The 16,798-nt window shown below is 70.9% G+C and carries 16 protein-coding genes; 11 read left to right on the forward strand and 5 right to left on the reverse strand.

The window, feature by feature from the left end:
- Nucleotides 1–164: 164 nt before the first annotated feature.
- Nucleotides 165–773, forward strand: coding sequence for an HD domain-containing protein (locus AB0M01_RS25395; RefSeq protein WP_363673600.1), 609 nt, complete (start codon nt 165–167; stop codon nt 771–773).
- A 77-nt stretch (nt 774–850) separates the two neighbouring features.
- The gene (locus AB0M01_RS25400) at nt 851–1,036 is read left to right on the forward strand and encodes a hypothetical protein (RefSeq protein WP_363673602.1); all 186 of its coding nucleotides are present in this window, start codon (nt 851–853) and stop codon (nt 1,034–1,036) included.
- Here the strand turns inward: AB0M01_RS25400 and AB0M01_RS25405 are convergent.
- From AB0M01_RS25405 to AB0M01_RS25415, 3 genes are all read right to left on the reverse strand, one after another.
- Entirely contained in the window at nt 1,033–2,202 is a 1,170-nt protein-coding gene (locus tag AB0M01_RS25405) for a zeta toxin family protein (protein ID WP_363673604.1), read from the reverse strand. The two genes, AB0M01_RS25400 and AB0M01_RS25405, sit on opposite strands and share 4 nt — an antisense overlap.
- A 40-nt stretch (nt 2,203–2,242) precedes the next feature.
- Nucleotides 2,243–3,964: a sodium:proton antiporter gene (locus tag AB0M01_RS25410; RefSeq protein ID WP_363673606.1), complete on the reverse strand. Its 1,722-nt coding sequence runs from the start codon at nt 3,962–3,964 to the stop codon at nt 2,243–2,245.
- 63 nt (nt 3,965–4,027) lie between these two features.
- On the reverse strand, nt 4,028–4,867 hold the full coding sequence (locus AB0M01_RS25415; protein WP_363673608.1) for an SDR family NAD(P)-dependent oxidoreductase: 840 nt from the start codon (nt 4,865–4,867) through the stop codon (nt 4,028–4,030).
- A 52-nt stretch (nt 4,868–4,919) separates the two neighbouring features.
- Between AB0M01_RS25415 and AB0M01_RS25420 the strand changes: the two genes are divergently transcribed.
- The 4 genes from AB0M01_RS25420 to AB0M01_RS25435 all read left to right on the forward strand — a co-directional run bounded on the left by AB0M01_RS25420 (nt 4,920) and on the right by AB0M01_RS25435 (nt 9,815).
- Nucleotides 4,920–5,492, forward strand: coding sequence for a TetR/AcrR family transcriptional regulator (locus AB0M01_RS25420; protein WP_363673610.1), 573 nt, complete (start codon nt 4,920–4,922; stop codon nt 5,490–5,492).
- 808 nt (nt 5,493–6,300) lie between these two features.
- Nucleotides 6,301–8,874, forward strand: coding sequence for a LuxR C-terminal-related transcriptional regulator (locus AB0M01_RS25425; RefSeq protein WP_363673612.1), 2,574 nt, complete (start codon nt 6,301–6,303; stop codon nt 8,872–8,874).
- A 78-nt stretch (nt 8,875–8,952) separates the two neighbouring features.
- The gene (locus tag AB0M01_RS25430; protein WP_363673614.1) at nt 8,953–9,618 is read left to right on the forward strand and encodes a hypothetical protein; all 666 of its coding nucleotides are present in this window, start codon (nt 8,953–8,955) and stop codon (nt 9,616–9,618) included.
- Nucleotides 9,615–9,815: a hypothetical protein gene (locus tag AB0M01_RS25435; protein ID WP_363673616.1), complete on the forward strand. Its 201-nt coding sequence runs from the start codon at nt 9,615–9,617 to the stop codon at nt 9,813–9,815. The genes AB0M01_RS25430 and AB0M01_RS25435 overlap by 4 nt, the downstream gene beginning before the upstream one ends.
- Here the strand turns inward: AB0M01_RS25435 and AB0M01_RS25440 are convergent.
- Nucleotides 9,808–10,434: a hypothetical protein gene (locus AB0M01_RS25440; protein WP_363673618.1), complete on the reverse strand. Its 627-nt coding sequence runs from the start codon at nt 10,432–10,434 to the stop codon at nt 9,808–9,810. The two genes, AB0M01_RS25435 and AB0M01_RS25440, sit on opposite strands and share 8 nt — an antisense overlap.
- A gap of 55 nt (nt 10,435–10,489) precedes the next feature.
- Between AB0M01_RS25440 and AB0M01_RS25445 the strand changes: the two genes are divergently transcribed.
- The 5 genes from AB0M01_RS25445 to AB0M01_RS25465 are packed head-to-tail and all read left to right on the forward strand — an operon-like array spanning nt 10,490 to nt 15,822.
- Nucleotides 10,490–11,608, forward strand: coding sequence for a nucleotide pyrophosphatase/phosphodiesterase family protein (locus tag AB0M01_RS25445; RefSeq protein ID WP_363673620.1), 1,119 nt, complete (start codon nt 10,490–10,492; stop codon nt 11,606–11,608).
- Nucleotides 11,609–11,611: 3 nt separating this feature from the next.
- On the forward strand, nt 11,612–13,213 hold the full coding sequence (locus tag AB0M01_RS25450; protein WP_363673622.1) for a RecQ family ATP-dependent DNA helicase: 1,602 nt from the start codon (nt 11,612–11,614) through the stop codon (nt 13,211–13,213).
- A gap of 15 nt (nt 13,214–13,228) precedes the next feature.
- The gene (locus AB0M01_RS25455) at nt 13,229–14,560 is read left to right on the forward strand and encodes a mannosyltransferase family protein (protein ID WP_363673624.1); all 1,332 of its coding nucleotides are present in this window, start codon (nt 13,229–13,231) and stop codon (nt 14,558–14,560) included.
- A gap of 21 nt (nt 14,561–14,581) precedes the next feature.
- Nucleotides 14,582–15,076: a histidine phosphatase family protein gene (locus AB0M01_RS25460; RefSeq protein WP_363674308.1), complete on the forward strand. Its 495-nt coding sequence runs from the start codon at nt 14,582–14,584 to the stop codon at nt 15,074–15,076.
- Nucleotides 15,077–15,126: 50 nt separating this feature from the next.
- Nucleotides 15,127–15,822 carry an HNH endonuclease family protein gene (locus AB0M01_RS25465; RefSeq protein WP_363673627.1) on the forward strand — a complete coding sequence of 232 codons (696 nt, stop codon included), beginning with the start codon at nt 15,127–15,129 and terminating at the stop codon, nt 15,820–15,822.
- A 10-nt stretch (nt 15,823–15,832) separates the two neighbouring features.
- On the opposite strand, the gene AB0M01_RS25470 is transcribed toward AB0M01_RS25465, so the two are convergent.
- Nucleotides 15,833–16,564, reverse strand: a complete 732-nt coding sequence (locus tag AB0M01_RS25470; RefSeq protein WP_363673629.1) for an alkaline phosphatase PhoX — start codon at nt 16,562–16,564, stop codon at nt 15,833–15,835.
- Nucleotides 16,565–16,798 lie beyond the last annotated feature (234 nt).

Below are 16,798 nucleotides of genomic sequence, written 5' to 3' on the forward strand. Positions count from 1 at the left end.
TCCTTGCTTCGGGTGGTGGACGCTTTTCTTCGAGAGTAGGGAATCCGCGGTCGGTGTCGAGGGGCCACTTGCCGGTGAGGTTGCTGGGCCGGTGTTGATTGGCCCACCGGAACCCGCGCAGAATGGACCAGTGCCGCGGGCCTGCGGCACCGTACCGTGAAAGTATGATCATTTTCAACGACCTACTGATCCCGGCGACGACCGCGTCGACGGCGGCCCTCGAGGTGGCCACCGCCTACCAGACGCCGGCCCTGCTCAGCCACTCCCGCCGCGTCTACATCTGGGCGGCCGCGCTCGCCGAGCAGGAGAGCATCAGCTACGACGACGAGCTGCTGTTCGTGGCCTCGATGTTCCACGACCTCGGGCTGTCGCCGGAGTTCGACAGCCACACCGTGTCGTTCGAGGTCGCGGCCGGGCACGTGGCCCGGGTCTTCGCGGCCGGCGCCGGGTGGTCACCGGAACGGCAGGACCGGGTGGCCGAGGTGATCGTGCGGCACATGGTGTTCGACACCGATGTGAACGACGACCCGGAAGGGCACCTGATCGCGCGGGCGGCGTCGCTCGACATCGTCGGGCTGGACGCCGATCGGCTGACGGCCGAGTTCCGTGCGGAGGTCCTTGCGCAGCACCCGCGGCTGGGGCTGAAGGAGGAGTTCCTCGCGTGCTTCGAGGAGCAGGCGGCGCGGAAGACCGCGAGCACGGCGGCGCGTGCGGTGAACTCCGGGCTGGCCGGGCGGATGAGCGGGAACCCACTCGACGGTGAACTCCGGTAGAACGCCTCGTCAGCCCTTGTCTGCTTCAGCTTGACGGCAATAGCATCCGGCGTCGCTACTGCTGAAGGGACGAAACCGTGTGGGGTAAGAAGAGTGCACCGCAGGATCCGGCGCAGGGTGGTTGGCAGTCCGGACGGAAGGCGCGCAAGGCGCCCGGCTCGGGTGGTGGGATCAAGGGGGACAAGGTGGTCGACCCCCGGGGCCGCGTGATCAAGGACCTCGCCGGACGCAAACTCCGCGAGGGCAACGAGCACGGCGTCTAGAGCTCACGCTCGCCGAGGTCGCTTTGGTCGAGGACCGGTACGCCGGCGGTCGCTCTGTGCAGGGTGATCACGTCGGGGTGCAGGTGAGGTCGCGCCAGGGCCGTGACGGTCCTGGCGCCCTCGACGGTCGCTTGGCGGACCCAAGGGATGGGAGCGGAGAGGCCGCGACGCTCGAAGGCATCGACCGCGGCGAGGAAGCGCCGGGACTCGGGGATCGTCCACGGACGGGTGCGCTCGGCGGTGATCGCTTCGGCGGTGAGCGGGTCGTGAGGGTCGGTCCGGCGGGTGCCGCGGAGGAGTTCGCCGGTGGGGCGGAGGACGGCGATGAGGTCGGCGTAGTCGTCCGAATCGATGGAGTCTGCCGCGCGGAGGGCGCCCTCGTATGCCGTGTCGTGGAGGGCGGGGTCGGCCAGGCGGCCGGAGCCGTAGGCCTCCAGGGCGCGGAGGTGGCGGTCGAGGGTGCCGAAGTGGGTGAGGGCTTCGGGGGCTGCGACGATGGCGACTTCCACCTGGTAGCCGGCCTGTTTGAACGACTGGGCTGGTTGCTCGAAGTCGGCGGGGTCGAGGAGCAGGGTTTCGACGATCACGTCGTACCGGTGGGTGCGGGCGTGGTCGATCGCGTTGGTGGTCCAGCGGCGGCCGACCAGGCTGGAGTACGGGCCGGGGGCCTCGGTGATCGGGCGGTAGAAGTCGGGGTGGTGCGGCTCGTAGCGGTCCTGGGCGATCACCACCGGGTCGCCGCGATGCCGCAGGAGATCGCGGACAAGGGCGGTGACGGTCGCCTTGCCGTCGCCGGGCTGGCCGGCGACGAAGACGACGATCGGGTTGTCCTGCGGGGTGCCGGTGAGCTCGTCGGGGAGGATGCGCTCGCGGAAGACGCGGCGGTTCTCGGACGACGTGGAAGCGTGTTCGGGCAGAGGATCGGCGAGCAGATCCTCCGCCTCGGTGTGGATCGCGGCGGTCTCACGGACCGACGACGGCGTCAGGTTGCGCCGGCGTACGGACCACTCGTGCTGGCGGTGGCGCCAGGTGAGGTCGCCGCCGCGGGCGAGCTGGGCGGCGCAGTAGCCGATCACCTGGCCGGCGCCTTCGAGGGCGGTCTCGTACTGGAGGACTTCCTCGGATGACCAGTTCGCCGGCCGCAGCTCGGGAAGCACGCTCGCCACGGTCGGGAACCTTAGCGAGCAGGCGCGACGGGCGCCAGAGTCAGTTCATCCGGAAGCGCTGTTCCACGGTGTCGAGCAGCGACTCGACCTGTCGATAGGTCTCCGAGCTGTAGGCCCCGATGCCGCGTTCGGCCCCCAGCGCTTCGCGCATCGCGTCCAGGTAGCGCCGCTGCACGATCATCATCTGCTCGTGCGCATCCGCTCGCGTCTCGCGGAGATCCCGCGTCCCCGCGACCAGCCGCGGCACGATCCGCTCCTTCATCGTGCTGACCAGCTCCGGATCCAGGGGCTCCCCGTCGACCGTCTGCTCCTCCAGCGGGCCGAGCGTGTCGATCGCCGACTCGCCGACCCGGCGCAGCAGCGCCTGCACCGAGTCGCGCTTGTCCTCGGCGCTCTCCGGCCGGAAGTTCATCCGCGCGATCACCGTCGGCAGCGTCAGCCCGAACAGCACCAGCGTGATCAGCGCGACCAGGAACGCGGCCAGGACGACGGTGTCGACGTGCCGGGTCTCGCCCGGGATCGTCTGCACGGCCGCGACCGTCACGACGCCGCGCATCCCGGCCCACCCGAGTACGGCGTACCCGCGTCCGGTGATCGGCTCGCGCTCCTCGAACTCGACGTCCGCCTTTCCCCGCGCGAGTCGGCGCCGGGCCCAGGCGATCCGGTTCTCCTCCCGCTGGTCGGCAGGCGTCATCGCATCGAGATGCTCCTCGAACTGCCCGAGCTTCGCCCGCGTCTGCTCGTTGCGACCCGGACGGCCGAAGCGTTCCCTGATCGCCGGTCCGACGAGCCCGAGGAAGCGCAGCGCGACCAGCAGCCCGACGACGAGCAGCACCAGGCCGGTGATCTCACCGGTGGTGGTCTCGGTCCGCGCCGCGTCGACCAGCTCGGGCAATTGGTAGCCCATGGCAAGGAAAACGGCGCTCTCGAGCAGGAAGCTGATCGTCGTCCAGGTGGTCGCCTGGGTCTGCCGGTCGCGGGCGCTGAACCGTTTGCTGCCGAGCGCGCCGGTCAGCAGGCCCGCGACGACCACGGCCAGTACGCCGGACGCGTACGCCTCCTCGGTCGGGAAGTAGGCGAGGAAGGGGACGGCGAAGGAGATCGTCGTGTTCAGCACCGGGTCGTCGAGGCGCTGCCGCAGCAGCGCGGTCAACCAGCCGACGGCGCCGCCGATCAGTACCGCGCCGAGCACCGCCCAGCCGAAGTCGAGCGCGGTGTCAGTGAGGTCGAACGCGCTGCCCGACACGGTCGCGATCGCGGCGACGGCTGTTCGGAGTACGACGAGCGCGGAGGCGTCGTTGACCAGGCTTTCGCCTTCCAGCACGGTCATCAGCCGCGGCGGAAGGCCGACGCGGTGCCCGATCGCCGTCGCGGCGACGGCGTCCGTCGGGCTGACGACGGCACCGAGCGCGACCGCGAGCGGGAAGGAGATGCTCGGGAAGATCGCGTGCACGACAGCGCCGATCGCGAGGGCGGAGACGATCACCATGACGACGGACTGCCAGGCGATGAGCGCGAAGTTGCGGCGTACGTCGAGAACCGGGAGCTGGACGGCCGATGCGTAGAGCAACGGAGGCAGGACGCCGGCCAGGATGAGTTCGGGCTCGACGTGGATGGTCGGGGTGCTCGGGAGATAGCTCGCACCGATCCCGAGCCCGACCAGCAGGAGCGGCGCCGCAACGCCCGTCCGCCGCGCGAACACGGACGCCGCGATCATGATCGCCAACCCGGCACCGGCGACAAGCAGGAACTGATGGTCCACGCGACGGCAGTCTAGGTCTGCAGGACTGACTTGTTAGTACATCTGGAGATCGTGGTGTGGCGGTTAGCTGGGCCAGCTGAACTCCGGATCACGCTGGTAGTCGTCGCGACGCCACTCCAATGCGGCCTTCACCATCTCGTGGGCTCCGGTGCCGACGATCTTGCGCAGCGGTGGTTCCGGGTCGTCGAGCAGGTCGAGCAGTGCTTGTGCGGCGATGGCCGGGGAGTCTTCCGTCGACGGCTCGGCCTCGCTGAGCATCTCGGCCGTCGGGTAGCCGGGCATGCCGAGGATCCCCTCGCGCGTGCCGTCGTACGCCGGGTCGGCGGTCGCGAAGCGCATGCTCGAGCCGAACCAGTCCGTGGCGAAGCCGCCCAGTTGCAGCACGTGGACCCCGATGCCGAACGGCGCGACCTCCGCGGCGAGCGCGGAGCTGAGGCCTTCGAGGGCCCACTTCGACGCGTTGTAGGCGCCGAACAGCGGCAGATGACCCACCGCGCCAACGGTCGAGACCTGCACGATCCGGCCGGAGTCGCGCGCCCGCAGGTGCGGCAGGACCGCCTGTGTCACCCAGACCGCGCCGTACAGGTTCACGTCGAACTGCGCGCGCAGTTCGTCCTCGGTCAGCTCCTCGACAGCGCCGACCATGCCGAAGCCGGCGTTGTTGACCACGACGTCCGGCGTACCGACGGTCTCGACGACCTCCGCGATCACCTGCTCGACCTGATCGCGTGAGGCGACGTCGAGCTGCCGGGGGACCAGGCGGTCGCCGTACTGCTTGAGCAGGTCGTCGAGCACGCCGTCCTGGCGGATCGTCGCGACGACCCGGTCGCCGCGCTCGAGCGCGGCCTCGGTGAAGGCGCGACCTAGGCCGCGGCCGGCTCCGGTGATCATCCATAGCCTCATCGGCGGTTCCTCTCGCTTGAATTCCAACGAGACGGACCGTATCGTCTCGTTCATGAGAAGTCCAGATGCGAGCCGCCGCAGCGACCGGGCCCGGACCGCGATCCTCACCGCGGCTGCGGAAGCTGTGGCCGAGCTCGGGTACGCGAAGACCTCGATCGAGGGGATCGCCGGGCGGGCCGGGGTGGGGAAGCAGACGATCTACCGCTGGTGGCCGTCGAAGGGTGCGGTGGTGCTCGACGCACTGGTGGCCGAGCAGGTCGACCTGGAGTGGCCGGACAGTGGGGACCTGGAGGCGGATCTTCGGTTGGTGCTTCGGGCGACGGTCGCCGAGTTCGCGGACGAGTCACAGTCGGCGACGCTGCGGGCGCTGATGCTCGACATGCAGAACGACGCGGCCCTGAGCGAGCAGGTGCACACGCGGATGCTCGGCCCGCAGCTGGCGGCGACGAAGCGCCGGCTGGAGTCGGCCCAGCGCACCGGACAAGTTGCCGAGGGCATCGACCTCGACGTGGCGGTGGAGGTGGTCTTCGGGCCGATCTACCACCGGTGGATCCTGCGCACGCACCCGTTCGACGAGGCGTACGCCGACGCGCTGACGGCGCTCGCTGTGCGGGCGCTGCGGTGAGGTTTGGGCCGATCCCTGTCGGCTCTTGCCCCCATGCTGTTGGTGGGTGAGCGGGTCTGGCCCACCCGCCCCCTCTGAGTCGGGGTGTGTGGTTGTGGGTGGCGCCTGTCGGGAGTCGCTCGCATGCTGTTGGTGGGTGGAGGTGGGCGAGCCCGCCCGCCCCTTCCGCGTCGCGTTGCGCGATGAGCGGGGACCCGGGAGCTCTCGCCCACGTTGTCGATGAGTGAGCGCGTTGCTCACCCGTCTGCCTCGGGGGTGTGTGGTTGTGGGTGCTCCCCGTCGGATGTTGCCCGCCTGGGGTTGGTGGATGGAAGCGAGCGCGTCCGCAGCCCACGTTGCGCGATGAGTGGGGTTCCCGGCGGCTCGCCGTTTGGTTCGACGTGGGGTTGGGATCGTACGGTCGGTGCACTGGCCAGCGGTACTGGCGCTCTGGGATGGGGAAGCGAGTGGGCCGGCTGGTTGTGCCGACGCTCTGGCGTGGCGGGGTGCGGGTGGGCGCGCGGTGGTGTTGGGGTTTCGGCATGGCGAGTGTGAGTGGGTGACCAGCGCGGTGCCGGCGTTCGCGGTCCGGGTGCTCTGGTGAGGGCCGGGTGACCGACGCCCACCACTGATCAACCTCGTTTTCGCCGGGCTGATCGGTGTCCTTCAGGCGGGGCGGGCCGTGCGGGCCGGCGCTTGGACAGTGGTGGGTGTCGGTCTCCGGCGTTGCGGAGTAGGTTGGCGGGCTGGGTGGTGCCGCTCCCGAGCGAGGGCGGCCGGGGTGGGGCGGTCCGTTGAGGGGGTGGTTGTGCGCGCCTAGGGTGTGGGGATGGGGGTGGTGGGCAGCAAGGGGCGGTTGCCGTTGCCGCGGCGGCGGTTGGTTCGGCGTGCTCGGTTGGTGGACCGGCTCGGGGGTGAGGGGGCGCCGCGGCTGGTGCTGGTGGCTGCGCCGGCGGGGTTCGGGAAGACGACGTTGGTGGTGCAGTGGCTGGCTGAGGTCGATGCCCGGGTGGTGTGGCTGGCGTTGGATGCCGGGCATGGGGAGTTGCGGCGGTTTCTGGGGGATTTGATCGGGGCTGTGCAGGTGGTGGAGCCTGCGGTGGGGGTGGCGGCGCGGCAGTTGCTGGATGCTGCGCCGATGAGAGTGGTCGCACCGGATGCTGGACCGGGAGGGGTGGCGAGTCGGCCGGACGGGGCGCCAGCCGAGGACGTGCCGGCCGAGGAGGTGTTGGCCAGTCTGCTCGGCGAGCTGGCGCGCTTGGACGGCTCGACCGTGCTGGCGTTCGACGACTATCACCTGATCGCCGGGACTGCGGTGCACGAGGCCGTGGGGTACTTGGTGGAGAACCTGCCGCCGCAGGTGACCGTCGCGATGACGACGCGGGCGGATCCACCGCTGCCGTTGGCGCGGTGGCGGGCGCGGGGCGAGCTGGTGGAGGTGCGCGCGGCGGACCTTCGGTTCACGGGGGACGAGGCCGAGGTGTTCCTGAACGAGGTGATGGGGTTACACATCGACCGTGCCTTGGTGACAGCGCTGGAGGTGCGGACCGAGGGGTGGGCTGCGGGGTTGCAGCTCGCGGGGATCTCGGCGCGGACCCGGGACGACGTGGCGGGGTTCGTCGAGGCGTTCTCGGGGACCCATCGGTTCGTGCTCGACTACCTGGTCGAGGAAGTGCTCGATCGCCAGCCGGACGACGTACGGGCGTTCCTGCTCGACACCTGCGTGCTGGACGAGCTGACCGGCGGGCTCTGCGACGCGGTGACCGGGCGGACTGACGGTCAGCAGATGCTGGAGCGGCTGGAGCGGGAGAACTTGTTCGTCGTCGCTCTCGACGAAGAGCGGCGGTGGTACCGGTATCACCATCTGTTCGCCGACGCGATGCGGGCGCGGAGGAGCGATCCGGGAGCTGCGCTGCATCGCGCGGCGAGTCGGTGGCTGGCGGGGAACGGGTTGCTGGAAGAGGCCGTGCGGCATGCGATGGCCGGCGGGGATCACGAGCTGACGGCTGATCTCGTCGAGCTGGCTGAGCCTGGGATGCGGCGGAGGCGACAGGACGTCGTACTGCGCGAGTGGCTGCAGGCGCTGCCGGAGGACGTCGTACGGCGGAGGCCACTGCTGGCGACGTACGTGGGATGGAGCCGGCTGTCGGCGGGTGACTTCGAAGGGGTCGAGGAGTGGCTCGATGCTGCTGAGGCGGGGGTGCCGCGACCTGTCGAGCTGGCGATCGAGGCGGGGAAGGATCGGGACGACGAGGTCCGGTCGTTGCCGGCGATGATCGCTGTGTACCGGGCGTCGGTCGCGCAGGCTCGGGGAGACGTTGGCGGGACGGTCGAGCATGCGAAGCGCGCGCTCGCGCTGGCTGGGCCGGAGGATCACTTTCCGCGGGGTGCGGCGGCTGGGTTCGTGGGGCTGGCGGCTTGGGCGGCCGGAGACTTGAGTACGGCGGTGGAGACGTTCACGACGGCGGTGCGGAGCCTGCGAGCGGCGGGGATGGTCGCGGACGAGCTCGGGGCGACCGTCGTACTGGCTGAGATGTGGCTGGCGCGCGGGCGGCCGGTGGAGGCGCGACGGCTGTACGAGCGGGCGATCGCTGTCGGTGGGCCGGTGCTGCCGACGACGGGTGATCTGCACGTGGGGCTTGCTGGGGTGCTGCGGGAGTACGGCGAGTTGGACGCGGCGGATGCGGAGCTGGAGGTCGCGCGAGGGCTGGGGGAGCGGGCGTCGTTGCTGGAGAACCGGCACCGGTGGTTCACGGTGAAGGCGGCGATTCTGCGCTCTCGGGGGGATTTCAACGGAGCGGTGGCGATGCTCGACGAGGCTGAGCGGCTTTACCTGCCGGGGTACTTTCCGGATGTTCGGCCGATCGCCGCGATGAGAGCGCGGGTGCGGATCGCTCAGGGGCGGCTGGACGACGCGCGGGTGTGGGCGCGTGGGGTGTCGGACGAGGTGGTGTACCTCGCGGAGTACGAGCAGCTGACGCTTGCGCGGTTGTTGATCGCCGAAGGGCGCGGCGCGGAGGCGCTCGGGTTGCTGGATCGGGTGCTGGAGGGCGCGGGCGATCGTGAGGGGAGCGTGATCGAGGCGCGGCTGCTGCGGGCACTTGCCCAAGGCGGTTCGGGGAAGGCCGATCTGGCCGTGGCGCTGGAGCTGGGGACTCCTGCCGGGTACCACCAGTTGTTCGTGGACGAGGGGCACCGACCGACCTCGGACGAGACCCTCAGCGAGCGCGAGGCCGAAGTCCTTCGCCTGCTCGCGACCGAGCTGACCGGACCCGAGATCGCCCGCCGGCTGTTCGTCTCCGTCAACACGCTTCGCACCCACACCAAGCACATCTTCACCAAGCTCGGCGTCAACACCCGCCGGGCCGCCGTACGGCGCGCGACCGAGCTCGGGCTCCTCTGAGCAATCACCACATCTGGTGATGCCGGATCACCACCTCGATTCCTACGGTCGGACCAAACCTGACCGAAGGAGTCCACCATGAACCTCACCGCGAACCGTCTCACCGCAGCCGCCGGACTCTGCGCCGCCGCCGCGGGCGTCATCTTCGTCGGCGTACAGATCAAGCACCCGCCGGCCGACGTCGCGCACATCGCCACCACCGACCTCGCGGTCCGTGAGTCCGCGAAGATCGTGATGGCGGTGCTCGCCCTCGCCGGGATCACCGGGATGTTCCTGCGGCACCGCAGCCGCTTCGGGTTGCTCGGGCTGGCCGGGTACGTGCTGCTGAGCATCGGGTACTTCGCGATGTTCGCCGTCCAGTGCATCGTCGCGTTCGTCCTCCCGACCGTCGCGCTGACCAGTCCGGGCTACGTCCAGGACTTCATCGACGGCGCGATGGGTGCCAATCCCGCCGGTGAGATCGGGCGTGCCTCGACGTTGTTCGTTGCCTCCGGCCTCGGGTACGCCGTCGGTGGGCTGCTGTTCGGGATCGCGCTTTTCCGGGCCGGCATCCTCGCCCGCTGGGCCTGCGCGCTGCTCGCGTACGGCACCGTCTCCGTGCTCGCCCTCTCGGCCCTGCCCGCGTCGTTCGACCGGCCGTTCGCCGTACCGGTCGGCGTCGCACTGATCGGCCTCGGGATCTCGCTCTACCGCGACCAGCGTCAGGCCGTCAGCACGAGGCAGCCGGTCGCCGCGGCGCGATGAACCGTACGTACGTGATCCGCATCGACGGTCACCTCGACGCGCACTGGACGCCCTGGCTCGGCGACCCGACGCTGAGCCACCAGCCGGACGGCACGACCACGATCACCGTGACGGTCACCGACCAGACCCAGCTGTACGGCGTACTGACGACCCTCCGCGACCTGAACGCCGTACTGCTCGCGCTGCAGCTCACCTGACCGCGAGGTTCTCCCACCAGTGCCACAGGTAGAGACAGGCGATCGTCCGGTACGGCCGCCAGGGCTCCGCGATCCGGTCGACGTCCGTGGGCCGCGGAATCGCGGGGAGGGCGTACAGGCGCTCGACCGCCCGGCGGATCTCCAGGTCCCCGGAGGCCAGGATGTCGGGCCGGGCGAGGTGGAAGATCAGGTAGATGTGCGCGGTCCAGCTGCCGATGCCCTTGACCGCGGACAGCTGGGTGACGACCTCCTCGTCGGGCAGCAGGTGCATCCGGTCGAGCTCGAGCCGGCCGTCGAGGATGTGCTCGGCGAGGGAGTGCAGCGAAACGGTCTTGGCCTTGGACAGACCGGCCGCGACGCGGAGGTCATCGGGGTCGGTGGCGAGGATCTGCTCGGGGCTCGGCGGCCGGCCGCCGAACCGGTCGGTGAGGCGTTGGTAGATCGCGCGGGACGAGGTCGTCGAGATGTTCTGGCTGACGATCGCCCGGACCAGTACGGCGTAGTGGTCGCTCGGCTGGTCGGGGGTGGTGGTGAGCGGGCCGCCGGTGGCGTCGACGACCTGGGTGATGATCGCGCCGAGCACGGGGTCGGCGCGGTTCAGGTGGTCTTCCGCGGTCATGGACACCGTCCGGGGTCGGGTGCTTCAGACTGGTGGTGAGGAGAGGGGACGTCGGGTGTTCACACTCGCAGATGTCGGGCCGTCCGTGCTGGCGGGGCTGGGGGTTGCCGGGCAGAACGTGCTCGGGCTGCCGGGGGCGCGGAGGGTTTGTCTGCTGGTGGTGGACGGGCTGGGCCACGAGCTGCTGAAGGCGCACGCGCGGGACGCGCCGTTTCTGGCCTCGTTGGTGCGGGAGCCGATCCGGTCGGGGTTTCCCTCGACGACGGCGACGAGTCTTGCGTCCATCGGGACCGGGCAGCTCTCCGGGGAGCACGGGATGGTCGGCTACACCTTCGCCGTCGAGGGCGAGTTGCTGAACGCGCTGGGCTGGCACCGGCAGGGCAACGGGCGCCCGGTGGATCTGCGCGACCGGTTGGTGCCGGAGGAGGTGCAGCCGGGGCCGACCGTGTTCGAGCGGGCGGTCGAGGCGGGGGTGCCGGTGCGGCTGGTGGTGCCGCGTGAGATCGGGGCGAGCGGGCTGACGCGTGCAGTACTGCGGGGTGGTGAGGTCCGGGGTGTCTATGCGCTCGGTGATCTGGTCAGCGGGGTGCTCACCGCACTGCGTGAGAGCGACCGGATGCTCTGCTACGCCTACCACGCGGATCTCGACGCGCTCGGTCACGGCTACGGTCCGGGCAGTGACGCGTGGTGTCACCAGTTGAGCGTCGTCGACCATCTTGCGGCGACGATCGCGAACGGGCTACCGCCGGACGCGATGCTCGTCGTCACCGCGGACCACGGGATGGTCGCCGCGACCGAGACCGACCGGATCGATTTCGACACGATCCCCGACCTTCGGCACGGCGTACGGATGCTCGGTGGCGAGGGCCGCGTCCGCTACCTGTACGCCGAACCAGGCGCTGCGGACGACGTCGCCGACGCCTGGCGCGAGGTGCTCGGCGACCACGCGCAGGTGCTCCGGCGCGACGAGGCGATCGCCCGAGGATGGTTCGGGCCGCGGGTCGAGGACGGTGTGCGGCCGCGGATCGGCGATGTCGTCGTGGCCGCGCGGGGGTCGACGGTGGTCGTGAGGTCCCAGGGCGAGGCTCGGCTCAGTCGGTTCGTCGGGCACCATGGGTCGTTGAGCGACGCCGAGCAGCTGGTGCCGCTGCTGGTCGCGACCCAGGGGAGTTGAGGCATGCACGATGTCGCCGCGCTGGCCAAGGAACGGCTGGGGTACGACGTACTGCGACCCGGGCAGGCGGAGGCTGTCGCCGCCGTGCTCGACGGGCGCGACACGCTCGCCGTACTGGCGACGGGGACGGGTAAGACCGCGATCTACCAGCTCGCCGGGCTCGCGCTGGGCGGGCTGACCGTCGTGGTGAGCCCGCTGGTCGCGCTGCAGCGTGACCAGCTCCGTGCGCTGTCCCAGCACGCGGCCGGTGTCGAGGTCGCCGAGCTGAACTCCGGCGACCGCGCCGGGCAGCACCAGGCGCGCGAGATGCTGACCGAGCGCCGGCCAGGGTTCGTGCTGCTGTCGCCCGAGCAGCTGACGCACCCCGACGTACTCGACCTGCTGGCGACGTCGCGGCCGCACCTGGTAGCTGTCGACGAGGCGCACCTGGTCAGCGAGTGGGGGCAGGACTTCCGCCCTGACTACCTGCGGCTGGCCGCGGCGATCAAGACGATGGGCCGGCCGCCGACGCTCGCGCTGACCGCGACCGCCGCGCCGCCGGTGCGTGACGAGATCATCCACCGGCTGGAGATGGACTCGCCGGCCGTCGTGGTCGGCGGCTTCGACCGGCCGAACCTGAACCTCTCGGTGCTCACCTTCGCCGACGAGGAGTCGAAGAGCCGCCGTTTGCTCAGCCATGTGCGCTCGTCGCGCGGTTCGGGCGTCGTGTACGTCGCGACGCACCGGCACGCCGAGGAGCTGACCGCCGAGCTCACCGGCGCCGGCGTCTCCGCGCAGGCCTACCACGCCGGGCTGCCCGCGAAGGAGCGCCGCGAGGTGCAGGACGGCTTCCTCGCCGACCGGTACCGCGTCGTGGTCGCGACCGTCGCGTTCGGGATGGGCATCGACAAGCCGGGCATCCGCTGGGTCACCCACGCCGAGGCGCCCGGTTCGGTCGACGCGTACTACCAGGAGATCGGTCGCGCCGGCCGCGACGGCGAACCGGCCGACATCGAGCTGTTCTACCGGCACGCCAACCTCGGCATCAGCCGGTTCTTCGCCTCCGGCGGCGTCAAGAACGACGACCTGTACGCCGTCGCCGCCGCGATCGCCGAGCACCACCCGGCCGACATCGCCGAGCTGGCCGCGACCAGCCGCCTCAGCCCGGCCCGCGTCGAGCGCGCGCTCGGCCGGCTCACCGACGCGCGGGTCGTCGACGTGTCGCACCGCTTCAAGCTCGCCGCGCGCACCGACGTCGACAAGGCGGTCGCGGCGGCGTCCGCGGTCGAGCACGACCGGCGCGAGGTCGCGCGCTCCCGGGTCGAGATGGTCGCGGCGTACGCCGAGCACCACGGCTGCCGCCGCGAGTTCCTGCTGAACTACTTCGGCGAGCCGTACGCCGGTCCGTGCGGCAACTGCGACAACGACCTGTCCGGCCGGACCGCCGCGCCGGTCGCCGACCAGCCGTTCCCGGTCGGCAGCCGGGTCCGGCACCGCAGCTTCGGGCCGGGCCTGGTCGAGCGGTACGACGGGACGGCGATGACGGTCCTGTTCGACCGGGTCGGTTACAAGGAGCTGCGGACCTCGTTCATGACGTACAACCACCTGCTCGAGCCCGAGGGGTAGCCGCCGAGAAGGGGTTTGCGGGCTTCGGGCAAGTACCGGGTGATGACGCTCACCCGTACGGCGGACCCTGCCGCCGAGCCCGCCGAGCCCGCCGAGCCCGCCGAGCCCGCCGACCCCGCGACACCCGCCGCCCGCGCGACGCCTGCCGCCGCGCCCACGACGCCTGCTGCCTCCGCCGCGTACGCGCGGATCCGTTCCGCTGCCCGAGCCCGGCTCACCTGGCTCACCCCGGTGGACCGGCGCGTGCTGCTGCTCTACCTTCTGACCCGCCTCGCCGTCGGGCTGACGGCGTACGCAGCGCAGTGGCTCTTCCCCGGCGACGCGGAGACGCGAGACCCGGGCAGATTCGGTACTGCGTTCCAGCAATGGGACTGGTTCCACTTCCTCGACATCGCCCGGGACGGCTACTTCCCGGGCAGCACCGGCCCGTGGACCGAGGGCTGGGACCACCGCGAGGCGTTCTTCCCTGGCTTCCCGATCGTGCTGCGCGCGGTGCACGGCGTCCTGCCGCACTGGACGCTCGCCGGTGTGCTGATCTCGTTCGTCAGCGGCGCGGTCGCCGTCCTCGCGCTGGCGCGGATCGCGCGGCTGGAGCGCCCGGGGACGAGCGCCGACCGGGACGCGGTCCTGTTCTTCCTGCTCTCGCCATGCGCGGTGTTCCTGGCCGTCGGCTACTCCGAGGCGCTCTTCCTCGCGTTCGCACTGCCGGCCTGGCTGGCCGCGCGGCGGCATCAGTGGGTGCTCGCAGGGTGCCTGACCGCGCTGGCGACGTCGGTGCGCATCACCGGGCTGTTCCTGGCGGCGGCGATCGCGGTGCACTTCGTCGTGACGCTCCGAGCGCACCGGAAGTGGGGCGCGCTGCCGTGGCTCGCGCTGCCGGGCGTGCCGGTGGCGGCGTACTTCCTCTACCTGTACTCGCACACCGGCGACCTGATGGCGTGGAAGCACGCGCAGGAGAGCGGGTGGTACCGCAACTTCACGGCGCCCTGGCACACGTGGAGCACGACCTGGACGGCCGCGTTCGACCACGTGCAGACGGCCGGGTACGCCGCGATGTTCCAGGCCGAGCTGGTCGCGGTGGTCGTCGGGCTGGTGCTGCTCGGGGTGTTGGTCCGGTGGCGGCGCTGGGCCGAGGCGGCGTACGTCGCGATCGGGATGCTGGCGCTCGGTACGTCGTACTGGTTCATGTCGATGCCTCGGGCAACGCTGCTGTGGTGGCCGTTGTGGGTCGGGCTCGGGGTGTGGAACCTGCGGCGGCCGTGGGTGAAGACCGCCTACCTGTGCGTGGTCGCGCCGCTGTCGACGGTGGTGGCGCTGACCTTCTTCACCGGGCGGTGGGCGGGGTAGCTTGGCCGGGTGCTCGTTCTGGTGCGTCACGCGATGCCTGCCCATGGACCGGAGACGCCCGCGCGGGACTGGGCGCTGACCGCGGAGGGCGAGGCGGCGGCGCGGGCGTTGTGCGCGCGGCTGCCGTCGGGGTTGCGGGTGGTCGCGAGCACCGAGGTCAAGGCGATCGCGACCGTCGCGCCGCTCGGTCCGGCGGTCGCGGATGCGCGGTTCGACGAGATCGAGCGGGTCGAGCCGTACGACGGGGATTTCCGGACGCCGCGGCGGGCTTACGTCGGCGGAGCCGACCTGCCGGAGTGGGAGGCGCGGGAGGACGTCGTACGGCGGTTCGCGGCCGGCGTGGCGGAGCATGCGGCGGCTGGGCCGGTGGCGATCGCGTCGCACGGAATGGCGATGACGGTGTGGTTGACGGCGGCTGTCGGGCTGGGTGATCCGCTGGCGTTCTGGGAGGAGTTGCGGTTCCCGGACGCGTTGGTGGTGGACCTGGCGAAGAGGTCGGTGAAGAGACTCGATTAGTCGGCGCGTGCGGCGCGGGATGACGGGGCTGCGCCGGTAGGTTTCCGTCGGTGATCCGCCTCTTCCTCGTCGCTGTCCTTTTTGTTGCCGGGTGCACCTATCCGACCGCTGGTGCCGGGCCTTCGCCGACCGTCGAACCGCCCGCTCCGACGGCCAAGCCGACCGGTGCGTCCGGGAAGGCGATCGAGGCCGAGCTGAAGGTGGCTCGGGTGGTCGCCGTACGGCCCGAGGTCGCGGGGTACAAGCGCGACCAGTTCGGGCAGAGCTGGACCGACAACCACAACGGGCCGGGTGGGCACAACGGGTGCGACACCCGGAACGACATCCTCGCGGCGCAGCTGACCGCCGTCCACAACCGGACGGCGAAGAGCTGCGTGGTGGTCGAGGGGACGCTGACCTCCGAGCCGTACACCGGACGACGGGTCGAGTTCCGGAAGGCCGCGGCGACCAAGGTGCAGATCGACCACATCTACCCGCTGGCCCGCGCGTGGGACATGGGAGCGGCCCGCTGGCCGGCGCAGCGGCGGGTCGACTTCGCGAACGACCAGGCCGCCAACCTGCTGGCGGTCGACGGCCCGGCGAACGCGTCGAAGAACGACTCGGGGCCGGGGGAGTGGATGCCGCTGAACAAGGCGTTCCGGTGTGTCTACGTACTGCGCTACCTGCAGGTCGCGCACAAGTACGCACTGCCGATCACGGCCGCCGACCGCGACACCGCGAGGACGATCGCACCGACCTGCAAGTGACAGAGTGTGGTCAGCGGAAGTTGCCGGTGACCTCGTACGTGATGCCCCCGCTGCTCGAACCGCTGGTTCCGCGCTGCGACGAGAAGTAGAGCCGGTTGCCGGCCGGGTTGAACGCGACGCCGCAGAGCTCCGAGCCCGACTGGCCGGTGACCCGGAGGAACGGCGCCACGACGTCGTTCGGGGTGATGATGCAGATCTCCAGGTTGCCGCCGTCCTCGGTGACGAACAGGTCGCCGGACGACGTACCGGTGATGTTGTCGACACCGGTCAGCGGCGGGTTCGGGGTCAGGCCGTCGTCGTACGCGATGGCGATCGTGTTGTTCACCGCGTTGTAGGCCCAGACGCGGTTGTCGCCCTTCGTGGTGAAGAAGCAGGTGCCGTTGCGGTAGTAGCAGCCCTCGCCGCCGTTGAACTTCTTCATCCCGGACACCTGGCGGCGGGTCCGGGTCGGGCTGCCGTCGGGGTCGGGGACGGTGACCCAGGACAGCGTGCTGCCGGACTCGCGCAGCACCTGCAGGGTGCCTGCCGACAGGTCGCCCCAGGTGGTCGGGACGAAGCGGTAGAAGCCGCCGTCGGGGGTGTCCTCGGTCAGGTAGATGACGCGCCGGTCCGGGTCGGCCGCGGCGGCCTCGTGCGAGAAGCGGCCCATCGCCGGGCGGCGTACGGCGGCCTTGGTGCCGAACGGGTCGGTCTCCCAGACGTAGCCGAGGTCGGTCTCCTCGCAGGACAGCCAGGGCCCCACGGGGTGGCGCCGCCGTCGGCTGTGGGCACCTTGAGAGGCAAGGCACCAGGGAAAGAGTCGTGGAGCAAGTCGGCGGGAGGCATCGGGGACAGCTCACGCCGGCAGCGTCGCACGCGAGGCTGTCCGCCGGCCCAGCAGCAGGCGCAGCCGGAGGGGTCCGAAGGACAAGAGGTGGAAGGTGCGGGGCCGGCCTGGGCGCCAGTGGGGAAAGGCCGACTCCTCACGGTGACAAGG

This window comes from Kribbella sp. NPDC051770 (assembly GCF_040681455.1).
Taxonomy (GTDB): Bacteria; Actinomycetota; Actinomycetes; order Propionibacteriales; family Kribbellaceae; genus Kribbella.

Bases quoted from the DNA above. Each gene is read 5' to 3' on its own strand.
- AB0M01_RS25395 (WP_363673600.1), top strand. From the start codon at position 165: ATGATCATTTTCAACGACCTACTGATCCCGGCGACGACCGCGTCGACG.
- AB0M01_RS25415 (WP_363673608.1), bottom strand. From the start codon at position 4,867: ATGAGGCTATGGATGATCACCGGAGCCGGCCGCGGCCTAGGTCGCGCC.
- AB0M01_RS25420 (WP_363673610.1), top strand. From the start codon at position 4,920: ATGAGAAGTCCAGATGCGAGCCGCCGCAGCGACCGGGCCCGGACCGCG.
- AB0M01_RS25425 (WP_363673612.1), top strand. From the start codon at position 6,301: ATGGGGGTGGTGGGCAGCAAGGGGCGGTTGCCGTTGCCGCGGCGGCGG.
- AB0M01_RS25430 (WP_363673614.1), top strand. From the start codon at position 8,953: ATGAACCTCACCGCGAACCGTCTCACCGCAGCCGCCGGACTCTGCGCC.
- AB0M01_RS25435 (WP_363673616.1), top strand. From the start codon at position 9,615: ATGAACCGTACGTACGTGATCCGCATCGACGGTCACCTCGACGCGCAC.
- AB0M01_RS25440 (WP_363673618.1), bottom strand. From the start codon at position 10,434: ATGACCGCGGAAGACCACCTGAACCGCGCCGACCCCGTGCTCGGCGCG.
- AB0M01_RS25450 (WP_363673622.1), top strand. From the start codon at position 11,612: ATGCACGATGTCGCCGCGCTGGCCAAGGAACGGCTGGGGTACGACGTA.